Source organism: Blastopirellula sp. SH421, from assembly GCF_057808535.1.
On the sequence record NZ_CM173712.1, the window covers coordinates 5,384,772 to 5,401,287 of the forward strand.

At 56.0% G+C, this 16,516-nt stretch carries 15 protein-coding genes; 3 read left to right on the forward strand and 12 right to left on the reverse strand.

Annotated features, from left to right (window positions below; translation table 11 throughout):
* Positions 1-6: 6 nt before the first annotated feature.
* The 10 genes from lptE to SH421x_RS21765 form a co-directional block, all read right to left on the reverse strand.
* The gene (gene lptE, locus SH421x_RS21720) at positions 7-540 is read right to left on the reverse strand and encodes an LPS assembly lipoprotein LptE (RefSeq protein ID WP_488852116.1); all 534 of its coding nucleotides are present in this window, start codon (positions 538-540) and stop codon (positions 7-9) included.
* Positions 537-1,778, reverse strand: a complete 1,242-nt coding sequence (locus SH421x_RS21725) for a tetratricopeptide repeat protein (protein ID WP_488852117.1) — start codon at positions 1,776-1,778, stop codon at positions 537-539. Before SH421x_RS21725 ends, lptE begins: the two co-directional genes overlap by 4 nt.
* A 68-nt stretch (positions 1,779-1,846) precedes the next feature.
* On the reverse strand, positions 1,847-2,599 hold the full coding sequence (recO, locus tag SH421x_RS21730) for a DNA repair protein RecO (protein WP_488852118.1): 753 nt from the start codon (positions 2,597-2,599) through the stop codon (positions 1,847-1,849).
* 143 nt (positions 2,600-2,742) lie between these two features.
* A complete protein-coding gene (locus SH421x_RS21735) occupies positions 2,743-4,035 on the reverse strand; it encodes a hemolysin family protein (RefSeq protein WP_488852119.1) in 1,293 nt (430 codons plus the stop codon).
* A complete protein-coding gene (ybeY, locus tag SH421x_RS21740; RefSeq protein ID WP_488852120.1) occupies positions 4,035-4,529 on the reverse strand; it encodes an rRNA maturation RNase YbeY in 495 nt (164 codons plus the stop codon). Before ybeY ends, SH421x_RS21735 begins: the two co-directional genes overlap by 1 nt.
* 8 nt (positions 4,530-4,537) lie before the next feature.
* Positions 4,538-6,826, reverse strand: a complete 2,289-nt coding sequence (locus tag SH421x_RS21745) for an HD family phosphohydrolase (RefSeq protein ID WP_488852121.1) — start codon at positions 6,824-6,826, stop codon at positions 4,538-4,540.
* 13 nt (positions 6,827-6,839) lie between these two features.
* Positions 6,840-7,784: a PhoH family protein gene (locus SH421x_RS21750; protein WP_488852122.1), complete on the reverse strand. Its 945-nt coding sequence runs from the start codon at positions 7,782-7,784 to the stop codon at positions 6,840-6,842.
* Positions 7,785-7,956: 172 nt separating this feature from the next.
* On the reverse strand, positions 7,957-8,868 hold the full coding sequence (locus SH421x_RS21755) for a phosphatidate cytidylyltransferase (protein WP_488852123.1): 912 nt from the start codon (positions 8,866-8,868) through the stop codon (positions 7,957-7,959).
* A gap of 3 nt (positions 8,869-8,871) precedes the next feature.
* A complete protein-coding gene (uppS, locus tag SH421x_RS21760; RefSeq protein ID WP_488852124.1) occupies positions 8,872-9,651 on the reverse strand; it encodes an undecaprenyl pyrophosphate synthase in 780 nt (259 codons plus the stop codon).
* 126 nt (positions 9,652-9,777) lie between these two features.
* Entirely contained in the window at positions 9,778-11,094 is a 1,317-nt protein-coding gene (locus SH421x_RS21765; RefSeq protein WP_488852125.1) for an adenylosuccinate synthase, read from the reverse strand.
* 240 nt (positions 11,095-11,334) lie between these two features.
* On the opposite strand from SH421x_RS21765, the gene SH421x_RS21770 reads away from it, so the two are divergent.
* Both SH421x_RS21770 and SH421x_RS21775 read left to right on the forward strand, forming a co-directional pair.
* Positions 11,335-12,015, forward strand: coding sequence for a CPBP family intramembrane glutamic endopeptidase (locus SH421x_RS21770; protein ID WP_488852126.1), 681 nt, complete (start codon positions 11,335-11,337; stop codon positions 12,013-12,015).
* A gap of 87 nt (positions 12,016-12,102) precedes the next feature.
* Complete coding sequence (locus tag SH421x_RS21775) at positions 12,103-13,662, forward strand: carbon-nitrogen hydrolase family protein (RefSeq protein WP_488856474.1); 1,560 nt, start codon at positions 12,103-12,105, stop codon at positions 13,660-13,662.
* On the opposite strand, the gene lhgO is transcribed toward SH421x_RS21775, so the two are convergent.
* Positions 13,659-14,840 (reverse strand): L-2-hydroxyglutarate oxidase, encoded by a 1,182-nt coding sequence (lhgO, locus tag SH421x_RS21780; protein ID WP_488852127.1) that lies wholly within the window; start codon positions 14,838-14,840, stop codon positions 13,659-13,661. The genes SH421x_RS21775 and lhgO overlap by 4 nt on opposite strands.
* The gene (locus SH421x_RS21785; protein ID WP_488852128.1) at positions 14,840-15,178 is read right to left on the reverse strand and encodes an MTH1187 family thiamine-binding protein; all 339 of its coding nucleotides are present in this window, start codon (positions 15,176-15,178) and stop codon (positions 14,840-14,842) included. The genes lhgO and SH421x_RS21785 overlap by 1 nt, the downstream gene beginning before the upstream one ends.
* Positions 15,179-15,367: 189 nt before the next feature.
* On the opposite strand from SH421x_RS21785, the gene SH421x_RS21790 reads away from it, so the two are divergent.
* Complete coding sequence (locus tag SH421x_RS21790) at positions 15,368-16,438, forward strand: DUF1207 domain-containing protein (RefSeq protein WP_488852129.1); 1,071 nt, start codon at positions 15,368-15,370, stop codon at positions 16,436-16,438.
* The last annotated feature ends 78 nt before the right edge of the window (positions 16,439-16,516 follow it).

The following is a 16,516-nucleotide window of genomic DNA, read 5'->3' on the forward strand; positions in this document are numbered from 1 at the left end:
GGTGAATCACCAGGGCGCTTGCATGCTTTGCACGATTCGCGCCGCTAAATCGCGAATTGCCTCTTCCTGGGCGATCGCCATGGTTTGGCCTGCTTCGGGTACATAATTGCTGGAAAAGTTGATCGAATCCATCGCCAGGGCTGGTGCAAGCGTCATCGACATCGGCTGTTGCAGCGTGTTGCCGCGCGAATCGGTCCAGCGATAGACGACTGACAGATTCAACTGCACAACGCGCGGTTCGTCCAAGCCGTTTTCGGCGACGACTGATTTTTGCGCAGCGACCAATTCACCGCTCAACGTACTGTCGGCCATCTCGGGACCGACCACCTTGTAGGGCGTGGTCGCTTCGATTTCACGAACCACCGCTTCGGTCAATCGTTCTCCGAGACCTTTACGAAACGACTCCGACGGAAACATCGGCACATAGACAGTCTGGATATCAGGGCGATACAAGGTTCGCGCCCCAATTTGATAGCACGCGCAACCCCCGCCCCAAAGCGAGACTAGCAGCGGCAACAAAATCCAGCGGCGATCGATCATGGGGCTTGGGTGTTTGCGGTGTTTGGCGTGGAGCCTTCTGGGGCAATTTTCGGCATGTCCCGGTCCTCGTCGTAGTCGATCACATCGACCAGCCATTTGCCGATTTGCGGCGGATGGTCGGGACGTTCAGCGATTTCGTCCATGCGCTTACGAGCAGCTTCGGCCATGTTCGAGTTCGGGAAATCTTGGATCACCTGGTCGTAGTAAAAGCGAGCTCCGCCGTACTGATACCGGCCTTCAAAGAAGGTCGCGAGATGCCAGAGACGTTCGGCCTGCTTGGCGCGAATTTCCTTCTTGGCGGCGTCGAGCGCTTCGCGATGCTCGACAACCCGATCGGGGAATTGGCGCTCCATGCGATCGGCCAACTTCTCGGCTTCTTCCAGCGATTGTCCGTCATACGAAGGGCCTTGGTACATCTTCAGCTTGCAGAACATGCCGAGATAGTGCCCGATGAATTGGTGTTCGCTGGACGGGAAGTTTTGCCGCAGATCGGTATAGAATCGATCGGCCGCTTCGTACTTGCCGCGTTTAAAGTTGGCGTTGGCCGCGGCCAACGTGGCGTCGTCGGCCAGTTTGCCGGTCGGATCGTCCAAGCGGATCATGTCATACAATTTGATCGCATTGCCGAAGCGGTCAAACAGGGGACGCTCTTCGTCCGTTAAGTTGGGGGACAAGGTCCAGTCGGGCTCTTCGGTGTAACGATCTACCCAGTAGCGGGCCAGTTTGAACCGACGATTGCCGACCTGATCGAGATACTTGGTGTTGGGGTACTTTTTGACCAGATTGCCGTAATACTCGACAGCGTCGGGATATTCGTCCAGAAAGTAATAGCACTCGGCTGCGTACATCAGCGAGTTTTCTTCAAGGTCAGATTCTGGGTAGTACTTACCGGCCTTGATGAAATTGTCAGCCGCTTTGTGCAGGGCGTCATCGCGCTGTCCGACTGGCGCTTTTAATCCTTGCTCGTATTGGGCTTCCGCTTCGGCGTAGAGCCGCTTTGCGCGAGCTTTGTCTTGGACCACTTTGCCGGTCGTTTCACGAATCGAGCGTTCGACGCTGCTGCCGCCCAGCGATTCCCACCATGACTTCTTTTTGACCTCGACAGGCTCGATTTCGGCGCCTGGCGGTTGGTTTTCTTCAAACGAAGCCTGACGAACGCCCGGCGACATTACAGTAGTAGGCGCGACTGGCGCGGCGCCGCCTGGTCTCCATGCAGCGCAGCCCAGCGTGGCCGCCATGCAGGCAAGAACCGCAAAACGCGGCGCCCATGGCGATCGACGGGGGCATCCATGTCCCGGCATACGTGTCATTCGCTCAGCATTCCCAGCTTGTCGTGCATCTTGAGCCGATGTCCGGCTTGATGCGTGATGTATCGGTTGATTACGCCGCGGCATTCGCCGCTACGACTGGCCGGAATCTCCGTCAGTCGCCAGCTTTCTCCCGGTTCGGCCATCCGCCGGAAGATCTCAATCGTTTCTACAGTGACGTCAATTACCTGCCGATGTCCGGCTCGCGCTTCCGGAGACAAAATACCGCCGGCTAACAGCCCTAACGGCACGCGTCCCGTCTTAGGAGCAGGTCTTCCGGTATCGACGCAATGCGACAATTCAGGTAGTTGCCCCAACAATCTCAGCAGCGAAAGCTCGAAATGAAGCACCAGCTTCGCTACGTTTCCGCCGCCATCTAGTTCAGCCAAAGTTTGATCCGCGATGTGGAATAGCTCTGCATGCGGGTCAGACTCTTGCGTAAACTCTCCCAGCAACTCTGCGATGTAGTAGCCTGCATATAAATGAGGAAGACTACGCTGCGCAGAGCGAAATTTACGCAGTAATTTCGCCTCGGTCAGGATGTCGAGAGAGTCACTCGTTTTGTGGAGGAACACTATGCGACAGAGCGACAACAGGTCAATAGCAGACTCGAACGCACTTTTGGGGCGGCGGCATCCTTTGGCGATACCAGAGATCTTGCCGAAATCCTCGGTAAACAGCGTTGTAATGCAGCTGCTTTCGCTAAATTCGACAATGCGAATGACGATCCCGGTTGTTTTTTCGCTCGACATAGAAGTAATGCTAGCTGGTGGGCAGAAAGTCCGCAGACGACGCTGTGCAGACCTGCAGAAACGTCACGTAGTTCTCGATCCGCACAGCAGCCCCTACGCGGACCACCGAGGCGGATGATCGACGCCAACCAAGATACCCGAGATCAAGTCGAAGAGGACTCGGCCGGATCGAGTTTTGTCAGGCGCAGTTTATGAATCCGACGGCGATCGGCCGCTAGCACGATAATTTCGACATTGTCGACCCGAATGCGATCCCCGGTTTTGGGAATCCGCTGCAAGCGACTGATCACCATTCCGGCGAGCGTGTCATAATCGTCTCCGACCGGCAAGTCGAGTCCCAGTTCTTCATTCACGTCATCAATGTGAACGCGTCCTTGGACCTCGGCCAGATCGCGGCTGACGCGGATGATTTCGGCCTCTTCATCCAGATCGTGTTCGTCCACGATCTCGCCCACGATTTCTTCCAAGATGTCTTCTATCGTGATCAAACCGGCGACGGCGTGGTATTCGTCAATCACGATCGCCATATGATTTCGCTCTCGCAAAAACTGCTTGAGCAACTCGTCAATCGGCATCGACTTGGGGACCATCACCGCCGGGCGAGCCAAATCGCGAAGCGTTTTGCGGTCTGGCGGCGACTTGACCAACTCTGACAACATGTCCTTGACGTAGAGGACGCCGACGATCTGATCGAGGCCATCATCATACGCTGGGATCCGAGTACGGCCGGTCTCATGGACAAATTTTACGGCATCTTCCCACGAGGTTTCGATCGGCAACGCGTCGACCTCACCGCGTGAGGTCATCACATCGGCGACGTCGATATCGCCGAGCTCGATGACGCTCTCGATCATTTCGCGGGCATCCTCTTCGAGCAAGCCTTCGCGTAGGCCCTCGGTGACGATCGTGCGGATCTCGTCTTCAAACTCTTCTTCTTCGTCAACGTCTTCGTGCGGGATGTTGGCCAAGCGGCGGATGAACCCTTCCACAAAGCGGACACCCCAGGCGAGCGGCGAGAAAAGGATGCTGGCGATGGCCCAAAATCGCCAGGTGAAATAGATAAACTGCGGCGCAAAATGCTCGGCGACCGCCCAGGGCAACCAGACCGTCGACGCAAGCAATAGAAATGCGACGGCGAGTACATCGGTCGCAAAGCCAGCGGCTGTCAGCGTATTGCTCTTTCCCAGGTCAAGCAACCAAGCCTGACCGGCGACCAAAAAGAACGCCGTCCCCAATACTTGCAAGCATTGAGCGGCGAAACTAGCGTCTTCATGATTCTCGTGAATGGTGCGGAACCAACGAATTTGCCGCCGGCGTTCGCAGAACTCTTCTAGTTCATGCCAACTCAAATCATGCAGCACGCGACCGGTGACTGCGGCCAAAATCATAAACGCCGCGCCAGCGCAGGATGTCCAAAACAGTAGGGACGCATTCATCAGACGGCGCCTCGCTCGGTCTGCGGAGTATCCAGATGTCGATGCGACTGGGGCGGCTGCAAACCAATTTGCTTTAGATAATCTCGCTCTAGCCGACGCATCGTCAGGCGATCTTCGTCTGCATGGTCGTCATACCCAACTAGGTGTAACGCGCCATGGATGACATACAACAGCGTTTCGTGCGGGGCTGGCCACTGGTACTTTTCCGCTTCGGCGGCGGCGTACTCACAGCTGATCACAATTTCACCTTCAAGCAGGTCGTCGTCCGCCGAAAGGTTGAAAGTGACGACGTCGGTCGGATAATCGTGCTGCAGAAAGCGGCGATTCAGCTGGTGAATCTCTCCGTCATCGACCAGCGCGACGCTTACCTCGTACGCAGCAATGGACTCGCCGGCAAAAACCGCCGCTATCGCTTGGCGAACCGCTTCGTCGGTCGGCGCCGCATGTTGAGTGCGACGTGTGACTTCGACCGCCTCGTCGGGCTCATCATCCATGGGTTGCTCTAGGCTCGCTGTTGACTGGGATACTTTACGCGACCGTGATACACGGCCGTCAGGCTCTTGGTAACGCTGTCTTGAATCTTCCGCAGCTCCGAGAGCGTCAAGCCTGATTCGTCGAACTGACCATCCAGCAGACGCTTCATCGTCAGCTCTTCCACGAGGTTTTCGATGCGGGCAGGCGTCGGATCGACCAGCGTCCGACTGGCGCTTTCGATCATATCGGCGATCATCATCACGCCGGCTTCTTTCGACTGCGGCTTGGGGCCGGGATAGCGATAGCTGCTCTCGTCAACTTCTTCTGAGCTGGACGGGTCGTTCTCGTTGCGGCGATTCGCTTCGCGATAGAAATACTCGACCAGCGTCGTCCCGTGATGTTGTTCGATAAAGTCGATCATCGCTCGCGGCAACTTGTGCTTGCGCGCCAAGTCTGCGCCATCTTTGACATGCGCAATGATGATCAACGTGCTCATCGCCGGCAGCAATGTGGCGTGTCGGTTGCCTTCGCCAGACTGATTCTCGATGAAGTATTCAGGCTTCATCATCTTGCCGATATCATGGAAGTAAGCTCCCACGCGAGCCAACAGGCCGTTGGCGCCGATAGCGTCCGAAGCGGCCTCGGCGATCGAAGCGACATTGATCGAGTGATTGTAAGTCCCAGGAGCGCGACGAACCAACTCTTGCAGCAGAGGATGAGCGGCGTCTCCCAACTCTAACAAGCTGATGTCAGTCAATACGCCGTAGCTCTTTTCAATAAACGGCAGCAGGCAGGTCATCAGACATCCGGTCACAATCGCCCAGCCAGCTTGCCAGGCGGCGATTTCGAGCAGTCGCAATCCCAACGGTTGGCCCACCACGACGCCGACGCCCATCTGCGTTGCGAAAGCTGCAATCCCACACCACACGCCGACAAAGATCAACTTGGTTCGACTACGGATCCGGACCGTCATCAAGATTGCTGTCGCTGTCGCGGCGGCGATTGTCACGTACGAGGCTAAACCTTCGCCAACCAAAAAAACCACCGCTAACATCGCACAGGCCGAAACCAACAGCGCTAGCTCTTGTCGATAAACGATCGCCAACAACATGCCGAGCGCCATCAGCGGCACTAGCTCGCCGCGCCAAGCGTCATCAATCCAATACGCGATCGCTACTGCGCCGGCGACAGGCACCAAAAACATGAGAAAGTCATGGACCGTCTGCAAAACCTGCGGGGACTTAAACGCTAGATAGACGCCGGACAAGGTCGCCAAAGCGACAAACATGCCGAAGATCGCCAACGAACGCCATAGCTGCTTAAGCAACGGCAGACTATTGCAGAACGCGACGTGTTCACTGCGGAGCAGTTTCAACGACTCTGCTTCGAGCGGGACTCCTCCCTTGGCGAGCGCTTCGCCGGAGGGAATATGCCGCATGACCGGCTCTACTTTGTCGATGGCCGCTTGCCGTTCGGTGTTGGTCGCGATTTCGTTTCTGGTCAGCGTCCCAGGGAGGTTTGCGCTCATCCAGTAATAGATCGGATCGATCACCTCGGCGTTCGATTCTTCTTCCTGCAGTTGGCTTAACTCGATTTCTAGATTCTTTTTTAGGTTGTTACGCGCCTGGGCGATCAGCAAGTCCGAGATCGAAACGGTTCGCCGCGTGTCGGGCTCGCCCTTGCGATAGACGATGACCTCGGCTTTGTTCCCTTTGTTTTCGGCCTGGTCGTTATTGTCCATCAGGCCGTTCTTGGTGAAGTTTGAGATCGCGGCGGCGATCCCCTGCTCCAGCGCCGTCAGCTTTCCTTCTTTGGCATAGAACGTCTGAAACTTGTCAAAATGACGACGCTTTTCGGTCTCTGGAATCGCTTGATCCGGTGCGGCCGGAGTTTTCAAAAACATGTCCCAAGCAGTCGCAATCTCAGGCGTGAAGTCTGTCGCCGTCACAATGCGATTGATCGCAGACTGGAGCTTCCCACGCATCTGTTCGAGCGGAGCAGGATCGTTTTCGTAGACGGTCCGCGCTAACGCGGCGGCGGCGTCGCGCGCACGTTGATCTCCCGCCGGGTCAGGCACCGCAAAATCGATCCGCGAAACAACGTCCCGCTGGGGTACAAAGTCTTGGCGAAACGAGAACGGCGGCAGCCAGGCGATCGTCACGGCCCACAAGATCATCGCGGCGGCGGCGGTCAGCGCCACCATCGCTGCATTCTCGGGCTTTTGCAGTTGCACCATCCAGCGGCGCATCGCGCCTGGTTTGAGGACAATGCTGCTGACGTGATCAGACCGCGTTTTGGATTTGATATGGGGAGGCATAACTTGCGTTGGACTAGGTCGTATTCGGTCCCCGTTCGTAAGCATTGACGATCTCTTGCACCAGCGCATGCCGAACAATGTCGGCTTGCGTTAGCTGCACCTGACCAATTCCCTGGATATCTTTCAACCGCAGGATCGCGTCCGTCAAACCGCTGCTTACGTTGGGGGGCAAGTCGTTTTGCGTCGCATCGCCAGAGATCACCATCCGCGAGTTCTTGCCCATCCGGGTCAAAAACATCTTCATTTGCGAGACCGTCGTGTTTTGCGCTTCATCCAAGATGATGAAGGCGTCATTCAACGTTCGCCCCCGCATAAAGGCTAGCGGAATCACTTCGATCACGTTTTGCTCCATATACCGAGCAACCTGCTCACGCTCGATCATTTCTCCCAGCGAGTCCAGCATCGGCTGCAAATAGGGATTAATCTTTTCGTGCAGTGTGCCTGGGAGAAACCCAAGTTGCTCGCCGGCTTCAACCGCCGGTCGCACCAAGACGATCTTGCGGATGCGTTGCTCCAACAAAGATTCCACTGCCAGCGCCACCGCCAGAAATGTCTTGCCTGTCCCGGCAGGTCCCAATGCGAACACCATTTCATGTTCGCGCATCGTCTCTACATAAACGGCCTGACCCGGCGTCATCGGCGAGACGCGCTGCGTCTTTTTAAAGACGGCGATCGGCAACGTCTTGGGTTTGGTCGTCTCGCCGGTCACGTTGGCCAACGAGTCTTCAACCTCGTCCAAAGTGATCAGTCCCTGCCGCTCCACTTTTTTACGTAACGCTTCAATCACTTTGGTCGCCTGGGCGACTGCAAGCTCGCGACCAGAAATGCGCACCTGACCATCGCGATGCGTGATCGTAACGCCCAGCGATTCGCGAATACGGCGAACATGTTGATCGCGTGCGCCAAATAACTGGAGAACGGACGAGTTGTCGAGAAATCGGATAGTCGATTCGTACATGCAGGATAGCGCCGACCGCAAATGCCGTCGCAAGATGAATGGATTTCAACACCACTAAAAATATAGACAATCTTTCGTCGAACGAAATCATAATTCCGCCGCCGATGAGCTAACTTATTTCATATTAGCACTTTACATTCCTTCAGACCGGCTTAATCCGGTCGAAACCTGGTCATCTGGGGCCGACCAAGCCGATTTCCCAGAAGAAAAGGGCCATCGGCGCCGCGACCAAAATGGAATCAAGCACATCCAGCACCCCCCCGAGGCCGATTAACCAAGTGCTGGAATCCTTGCTTTCCATGTCCCGCTTAAACAGGGACTCGGCCAAATCGCCGATCATCCCGGCGATCGCTACACAAACTGCATAGAGACAGAGTCGCCAGAACGCTGGGGGTTCACTAGTTGTCAGCTGCGGCGCGATCACGGCGAAGACGACCCAAGCCCCAAAAATGGCGGCAACCAGTCCGCCGATCGCTCCTTCAACTGTTTTGCCGGGACTTAAATTGGGGGCAAGTTTCGTGCGGCCCAAGAGTCGCCCGGTGAAATAAGCGCCGGCATCCGATGTTTTGGTTGCGACCAGCATCGATAACAGTGCGATCATTCCCCACGCATTGCCGTCAGGCAAATCGCTATGCATCAACCGTAACCGCAGCAGAAAGCTCATCAAGCCGCCGACATAGGCGATCGTAAAGATCGTGAGCCCTACATGCACGATAGCCCAGCCAGGTTTCTCGTAACGCCGCATCTCGCTAATCATCGACAGCACCATGCCTGCGGCCAGGGCGAACAAAATCCACTTGGACGAATCCTCGGGCATGGTCGAGGGCTCAAAGGGCCACAAAATCGAGAGTCCGGCGCTCCCCAGCACCAGCAACGTGCCGACGTGACATGCCCAACCCGCCGGCTGAAGCTTCTTGGCGCGCAGCAGGGCGAGCACTTCTTCTGCGGCGGCGATTGCAATCAATATCGCCAACGGCATGAGCCAAATTCCAGGGCGGCCAAAGTTCCAGCTATAGTCCAACCAGCATAGGAGGACCACCGGAATGATGATCGCCGCAGCGCCGATCAATCGCCATCTCAGCACGGGCTATGTCGCTCCTTCCGTGGAATCGATTTTTAATCCGCCGAATCGCCGATCTCGGCCGGCAAATTCGCGAATCGCCTGATGCAAAGTGTCTTCACCAAATTCGGGCCAGCATTGTTGCGTAACCCAAAGTTCGGCATAGCTGATTTGCCACAGCAAGAAGTTGCTGATCCGCATTTCGCCGGCAGTCCGAATCAAAAGATCCGGATCAGGCATGCCAGCAGTGTACAAATGGGCGGCAATCTCGTCCTCGGTTATCTTCGCCGGCTCGAGCGTTCCGGCGACCGCCGCCGTCGCCATCTTACGGACGGCGTCGACCATCTCGCCGCGACCGCCATAGTTGATGGCCAAGCAGAGCGTAGTCCCGGTATTGGCAGCGCTCAATTCAATGGTGCGATCCATTTCGTGCTGAACTTGCTCGGGGATCCCATCGCGACGCCCGATAATCCGGACCTGGATGTTATTGGCCATGATCGTGCTCCGTTCTTCGATCATGTACTGCTCCAGCAGATGCATGAGAAAATCGAGCTCGTACTGCGGCCGTTTCCAGTTCTCGCTTGATAAGCAATAGAGCGTAAGCTGCTGTATCCCCAGCCGAGCACACTCTTCGGTGGTGCGCCGAACCGAGGTCACCCCACGGCGGTGTCCTTCGACCCGCGGCAAGCCTTGCCGCTGCGCCCAACGACCGTTTCCGTCCATGATGACCGCAATGTGACGCGGCAAACGCTCGGCCGTTACGCCAAGGTCAGACTGCACAGATTGGCTAGACGATTCAGAGGTCATGGCGAAGAGCAGGAGCGATCAATGCGATACCAGTCGAACGGTTTCGACCGCGAAAGCCCCAGCGGGCTCTCGCTTCGGTTATTGCGTTATTGTAACGACTCGTCCCCTCGCCATGCGAGCGGTGAACTAGGACGCGGCGCCGGCCAGCATCGCCATCGGCTCAGCAAAAATAGTCTGCTTCCGGTCAGGTCCGACCGAAACCACCCCGACCTCGCAATTGACCAGCTCCGAAATTCGCTGGATATAGGCGAGCGCATTAGCCGGCAAATCTTCCAAGCGACGGACTTCGGTGATCTCTTCCGCCCAGCCGGGGAGCGTTTCGTAGATCGGCTTGACCTGCCGAATGTCATCGACATGACTGGGGAAATGCGTCAAACGCTCTCCGTGCAAGTCATAGGCGACGCAGATCTTGATTTCGTCCAAGGTCGACAGCACATCCAACATCATCAACGCGAGCGTATCAACGCCGCTGATTCGCGCGGTGTAACGCACGGCGACCGCATCAAACCAACCGCAACGACGCGGGCGACCAGTGGTCGTCCCAAATTCGTTGCCGCGAGTGCGGATTTTTTCGCCCAGCGCGTTCTCTTGCTCGGTCGGGAACGGTCCGCCACCGACGCGCGTGCTGTACGCTTTGACAACGCCGATCACCTGATTGATGAACCGTGCAGGCACGCCGGATCCGGCCGAAGCGCCGACTCCAGAGCTGTTGCTGCTAGTAACAAACGGATAGGTGCCGTGATCGACGTCCAACAGGGCCCCCTGGGCGCCCTCAAACAGGATCCGCTTGTCTTCGTCCGCCGCATCCAGCAAATAGGCGGTCGAATCGGTGACATATTCGCGAAGGCGCTCGGCATAGGTCGCGTATTCGGCATAGATCGCGTCGGCGTCCAACGGCGTAAACTCGCCGCTATCGTACATGCTGGCGATCGTCTTATTTTTGGCGGCTGTGATCAGCGCGATCTTTTCTTGAAGACCTGGGCGAACCAGATCTCCGAGTCGAATCGCATGCGCGCGGCCCACTTTGTCGCGATAGCAAGGGCCAATGCCGCGCATCGTGGTGCCAATGTTCTCGCCATCGGCGGTCGATTGGTTCATTGCGCGATCTTCGGCCATGTGCCAGGGGAAGATGATGTGCGCACGATCGCTGAGCAGCAGGTTTTTGACCGGAACTCCACGAGCTTTGAGCCCATCAATTTCCTGGAGCAATATCGGGGGATTGATCACGACGCCAGCCGTGACGACGTTGGCGACGTCGAGGCTGAGAATCCCGCTCGGGATGTGGTGCAGCTTGTAGGTGTTTTCTCCGTCGACAACGGTATGGCCGGCGTTAGCGCCTCCCAAAAACCGAGCGACCACATCGTGGCGCTTTGTCAACAAGTCGACGAGTTTACCTTTGGCTTCGTCGCCCCACTGCAAGCCGATGACGCATGTACCTGGCACCGGATTCACTCCGCTATATCAAGTCTGAAGACCAACACACAAACTTTCCATGTTACGGCGACTAGAACCGCCCGGTCAACCAGTAAGAGGGTAAACCACCGGCCAGGGGGATCCCAACTCATGAACCGCCGAGCCTGCAAGACGAAGCCTCCGAATGACTTCACCCCCTAATTCCGCTACCATAGGCAGCAAGTCCCCCCAGGAAGGAACGCCGTTGTTTCGCTAGCCGCCGAGAATGGTTTGATTGAAGATGACCCCCGTAATGAGCCTGAAATCGACGATTCGCCGCTGCAGACACCGCGCGAGCACGCCGAATATTTCGTTCGCTCGGTCGTTTTGCTCGAAGCCGCACTTCTGGGTGTCGCCATCTTTCTGGGCTGGCTGTTTAGCGTTTCTCCCTGGCAAAGCGCAAGCTGGACTACCGGCGAACCATTAGCCGCCTTATGGGCAATTGGGGTTGGTATCGCGGCGACGTTGCCGCTGATTGCATTCTTCTTTTTTCTCCGCTTTGATCAAAGCCAGCCGTCGCTTGATCTGCAGCAGCTGATGGAAACCCAAATTGTTCCGCAGTTTTCTGCTGCAACCGTGATGGAATTGGGGATTGTCGCATTCGCCGCCGGACTGTGCGAAGAGGCGTTGTTTCGCGGCTTTATGCAATCGGGCCTGACCTCGATCTTGCCTGATTCGCTGGGAGGAGCCGCGACGGCGATCTTGATCGTCAGCGTTCTCTTTGGCTTGGCCCACTATCTTTCACCTGAGTACGCCGCTGCCGCGACCACGATGGGTTGCTACTTTGGACTCCTATTCTATTGGACCGAGGACCTGATCACGCCGATCACCACGCACTTTTTGTACGACTGGTTTGCGCTGGTCTATATGCGTAATCGCGGCGCCAAGGTGGTCGCTCCTAGTCGCGAGTAACCCCTTTAGCGCAATTGTCGATACTTGGCTGCTGCTCTAAAAATAGAACTCGTGCCGCCTGACCGACCGCAACTTGAAAGCCGCCTGATGGAAACGTTGGATCTGAAGGATTTTGAATGGAAAACTGTCATCCGTAATTTGACGATGGATGACTTTGACCAGCTGGTTGCAATGCAGACTCGCTGTTTCCCAGGGATGAAAACCTGGACTCGCGACCATATCGAAAGTCAAATCAAGACTTTCCCCGATGGGCAGACCTGCATCGAAATCGATGGGAAGATCGCCGCATCCAGCAGCAGTCTGATCGTTGACTACGACCCCAATATGGCCTGGCACAACTGGTCCGCCATTTCTGACAACGGATATATTCGGAATCACAAACCGAAGGGTGACACGCTCTACGGAATCGAGATCATGGTCGATCCAGAGTTCCGCGGCATGCGACTCTCGCGCCGGCTCTATGACGCTCGAAAAGAGGTTTGCCGACATTACAACTTGTCGCGAATTATCATCGGCGGGCGAATCCCCGGCTATCACAATCATGCCGACACCCTTTCGGCTCGCGAGTATATCGAGAAAGTGATCGAGCGGGCGCTGTTTGATCCGGTGCTAACCGCCCAACTGGCCAACGGCTTCGCGCTGCAAGGATTAATTCCCAATTATTTTCCCGGCGACGAAGCGTCTCGCGGGTACGCCACCTTCCTTGAATGGCTAAATCTCGACTATCAACGGGGCGCCAAACGTCGTTACCACCATGTGGTCGAACCGATTCGCTTAGCGGTGGTGCAGTACGAAATGCGCCCGGTCAAAGACTTCAGCGAGTTCGCGACGCAGTGCGAGTTCTTCATTGATGTCGCATCCGACTACAAGAGCGACTTTGTAGTTTTCCCGGAGCTTTTCACTACGCAGTTGCTCTCGTGCGTTCCCGGCTCACGGCCTGGTCAAGCGGCGCGACGTCTGGCCGAGTTCACACCGCAATATCTCGATTTGTTCACCGAGATGGCGGTTAAACACAACGTCAACATCATCGGCGGATCACAATTTGTGATTGAGGATGAGACGCTTTACAACATCTCTTATCTCTTCCGTCGCGACGGAACGCTCGGCAAGCAATACAAGATCCATATCACCCCCAGTGAACGTAAATGGTGGGGCGTTTCGCCTGGGGATAAGGTCGAAGTCTTTGACACCGACTGCGGCAAGATCTCGATTCTGGTCTGTTACGACATCGAGTTTCCCGAGCTAGTCCGGATCGCCGCCCAAAAAGATGCCGGCATCGTCTTTGTGCCGTTTAATACCGACACCCGACAAGGCTATCTGCGGATTCGCCACTGCGCAATGGCTCGCTGCGTCGAGAATCACGTCTACGTCGCGGTCTCTGGCTGCACCGGCAACTTGCCATTTGTCGAGAACTCGGACCTGCACTACGCGCAATCGGCGATCTTTACGCCGGCAGACGCCGAGTTTGCTCGTGACGCAATCGCCGCCGAGTGCAATCCGAACATCGAAACGATGATCATTCATGACGTGGATGTCGAGCAATTGCGTCGACACCGCGAGAGCGGCAACGTGCAAAACTGGAACGATCGCCGCCGTGATCTCTATAAAGTCGTCTACAAAGAGGATGGCGAGGACCGCGAGATCTAAAGCGTATCTACAATCGTTTTGGCGATTTGCAACGAGGAAGTCGCTGCGGGACTTGGCGCGTTCAGCACGTTAATCAGGCGCCCTGCCCGCTGAATCAAGAAGTCATCCACCAAATCGCCGGTCGGAGCGATCGCCTGAGCGCGAATGCCGGCCGGCGCTGTGGTGATGTCGGCCGCTTGAATCTCCGGCACCAATCGCTGCAGCGATCGTAAAAACGCGGCTTGCGAGCAAGATCGGTAAAACTCTTGCAGCCCGGCTCGCCAGTGCCGCCAAGCCATGTTGCGAAAGCCCCGATATGAAATCGACTCCCACAAATCAAACAAATTCAGGTCTAACTTGCCATAACCTTCACGGGCGAGGGCCAAAACCGCGTTCGGGCCGCACTCGACGCCGCCATGGATCATCCGGGTAAAATGCACCCCCAAAAACGGAAAGCGGAGATCCGGCGTGGGGTAAATAAGGTTGCGACAGAGCCGCTCCGCCTCGGGACGGAGCATGAAGTATTCCCCTCGAAACGGCACAATTTTGGCCTCCGGATTAGCGCCTGATAGTCGCGCAATCCGATCGCTGTAGAGCCCGCAGCAGTTGATCACTCGTTCTCCCACCAATGATCCCGAGGAAGTTAGTACGGCGACTTCGGTCGCACGTTCGTCGATCGATAAGACCTTGGCGTTTAAACGGATTTCTCCGCCGCGCTGACGAATCAAATCGGCCAGTTTTTCACTCACCTCGCGATAGTCAACAATTCCTGCTGAGGGAACATGAATCGCTTCGATCCCCGCACAGTGGGGCTCTAACTCCAGCAAACGCTCACGTCCGATGCGCGCGCACGGAACGCCGTTGGCCTGGCCGCGCTCGTAGATCTTTTGCAGTTGCGGAAGCTCAGCAGTCTCGATCGCGACAATGACCTTGCCGCAAAGGTCGTACGAAATTTCATGCTCACGGCAGAACTGTTCCATCAGCACCTTGCCGGCGCGGCAATTGGTCGCTTTCAGCGAACCAGGCTTGTAGTAGATGCCGGAGTGCAGCACGCCTGAATTGCGTCCGGTTTGATGCGTCGCCAGCGCACTCTCTTTTTCACAGACCACAACGTGACGGCAGGGATCGCGCAGCAGCATTTCGTAGGCGGTTGCTAGCCCGACGATTCCTCCTCCTAGAACAAGCGCATCGTACCGCATTACAAATTTTGCTCGTTGCTAGCTGTATCCAATGTCTTGAGTTTGCGTCCAAGCTTTTGTTCGACGGCAGCGACTTTGGTATTGAGCCGGCCTGAATAGCCAGCGCGATAGTCGAGCTTTGCCGTACAGGTGACCCGGTCACAATCGGTCGCCATCGCTTCTAAACAAGCTTTTAGGACCGCTAGCACTTGATCAATATCACCTTCAATGATCGTTCCCATGGCATGAAGTCGATATTCGAGGCCGCTTTTGTCGATAATATCGAGACTGCGGGCAACGTACTCACTGACGCTGTCCCCTTTGTTGAGGGGAGACATGCTAAATTCCAAGAGTATCATGGCTCAATCAATGTTTCGCTAGCGGAAATATTATTGCAAATCGTGAACCGGTTCACCTTTGAGACGAAAAGTGCTCTAGAGCCGACTTACCCCAATCACTAAACTACGCCCCCTCAACTTTCGCTACGAAACGGCGAGGCAAACCTCCCAGCGCGGCAAAGTTAAAACGGCAAGTGCGGACAGAAGACGATGAAATCCGGAACAAGTGACACCAAGACCCAGCGCCGCGCGATCTCGATCGTGTTAGGGACGCTTGTCTGGTTGCTCATCGGAGTAGGGTTTGCACAGGCTCAATACCAAGAAGCCTACCAGCGCGACCTCGATACAATAATCCCAGGTGACGATTACACGGGAGAGCGTCCGACGTTTGGCATTTCGCAACTCGAGGGACGCCCCCAACAGGAATTGCCATTCCCCGATCGGCCAATCGAAGTCTCAGAATACGAGCTCGAAGACTACAGTCGCCCCTGGTACGACTCTGCAGGCGACTACGACGATTGGCAAGTTTTGCCCACCGGTCATATCTACAAAGCCTACTTAGCGAGCGTACAAGAGTCGCGATTGGCGGTAAAAATCGTCGATCTTTCCGGTGATACGACCATCTTAGATGGCAATCTCGGTGGTCGGTTCGGCGTCTTCCGCTATGGCAATCACGACCCTTTCCTACCACAAGGCGTGCAGTGGGATGTCGAAGGCTCGGCAAAAGTGCGACTTGATATTCCGGAAGAAGTGGACGTTCGCAGCGCTGATTTTCGCGCCGGCAATCAATTGACGTGGAGCTACGATCGAGCCCCCAATCACCGTTCGCGATTTGGATATTACCATCTCAGCTCGCATCTCGGCGACGAGTTCTTAATCAAGAACCCCGGCTACAACCGTTTGAACTACTCACGCGATGTGTTGATTTTTGGACACTCGATTTACTTATCCCAGAAGGTCCGTATCTATGGCCAAATTGGCTGGGCGTTTTACACGACCAGTCTCGCGAAGCCATGGGAGCTAGAATTCGGCTTCGAATGGGCGCCGACACATTCGACGGGACCTTGGGGCGAACCCTTTTTCGCCATTGACGGTCATCTGCGAGAAGACGTCAACTGGGGCGGCACCGTCACCGTGCAAACCGGCTGGGCGTGGGTCGGCGACGACTCAGGGCATATTTTGCGAACCGGCTTCCAGTATCTGAATGGGGCCAGTAGCCAATACTCGTTTACCGGCAATTCAGAGCAACAGATCGGCTTCGGCATCTGGTACGACTATTAATCGTCCGCCGTTCTCAGCTCGACAACCTCTTTGCTCTGCGATCTCCCATCGCAGAGCTTTTTTTGTGCTCGTCGCAAC

Excerpts from the sequence above, each read along its gene's own strand:
- uppS (WP_488852124.1), bottom strand. The coding sequence starts at position 9,651 with ATGACCTCTGAATCGTCTAGCCAATCTGTGCAGTCTGACCTTGGCGTA.
- SH421x_RS21790 (WP_488852129.1), top strand. The coding sequence starts at position 15,368 with ATGAAATCCGGAACAAGTGACACCAAGACCCAGCGCCGCGCGATCTCG.
- SH421x_RS21745 (WP_488852121.1), bottom strand. The coding sequence starts at position 6,826 with ATGCCTCCCCATATCAAATCCAAAACGCGGTCTGATCACGTCAGCAGC.
- lptE (WP_488852116.1), bottom strand. The coding sequence starts at position 540 with ATGATCGATCGCCGCTGGATTTTGTTGCCGCTGCTAGTCTCGCTTTGG.
- lhgO (WP_488852127.1), bottom strand. The coding sequence starts at position 14,840 with ATGCGGTACGATGCGCTTGTTCTAGGAGGAGGAATCGTCGGGCTAGCA.
- SH421x_RS21735 (WP_488852119.1), bottom strand. The coding sequence starts at position 4,035 with ATGAATGCGTCCCTACTGTTTTGGACATCCTGCGCTGGCGCGGCGTTT.
- recO (WP_488852118.1), bottom strand. The coding sequence starts at position 2,599 with ATGTCGAGCGAAAAAACAACCGGGATCGTCATTCGCATTGTCGAATTT.
- SH421x_RS21750 (WP_488852122.1), bottom strand. The coding sequence starts at position 7,784 with ATGTACGAATCGACTATCCGATTTCTCGACAACTCGTCCGTTCTCCAG.
- SH421x_RS21775 (WP_488856474.1), top strand. The coding sequence starts at position 12,103 with ATGGAAACGTTGGATCTGAAGGATTTTGAATGGAAAACTGTCATCCGT.
- SH421x_RS21785 (WP_488852128.1), bottom strand. The coding sequence starts at position 15,178 with ATGATACTCTTGGAATTTAGCATGTCTCCCCTCAACAAAGGGGACAGC.
- SH421x_RS21725 (WP_488852117.1), bottom strand. The coding sequence starts at position 1,778 with ATGGCGGCCACGCTGGGCTGCGCTGCATGGAGACCAGGCGGCGCCGCG.
- ybeY (WP_488852120.1), bottom strand. The coding sequence starts at position 4,529 with ATGGATGATGAGCCCGACGAGGCGGTCGAAGTCACACGTCGCACTCAA.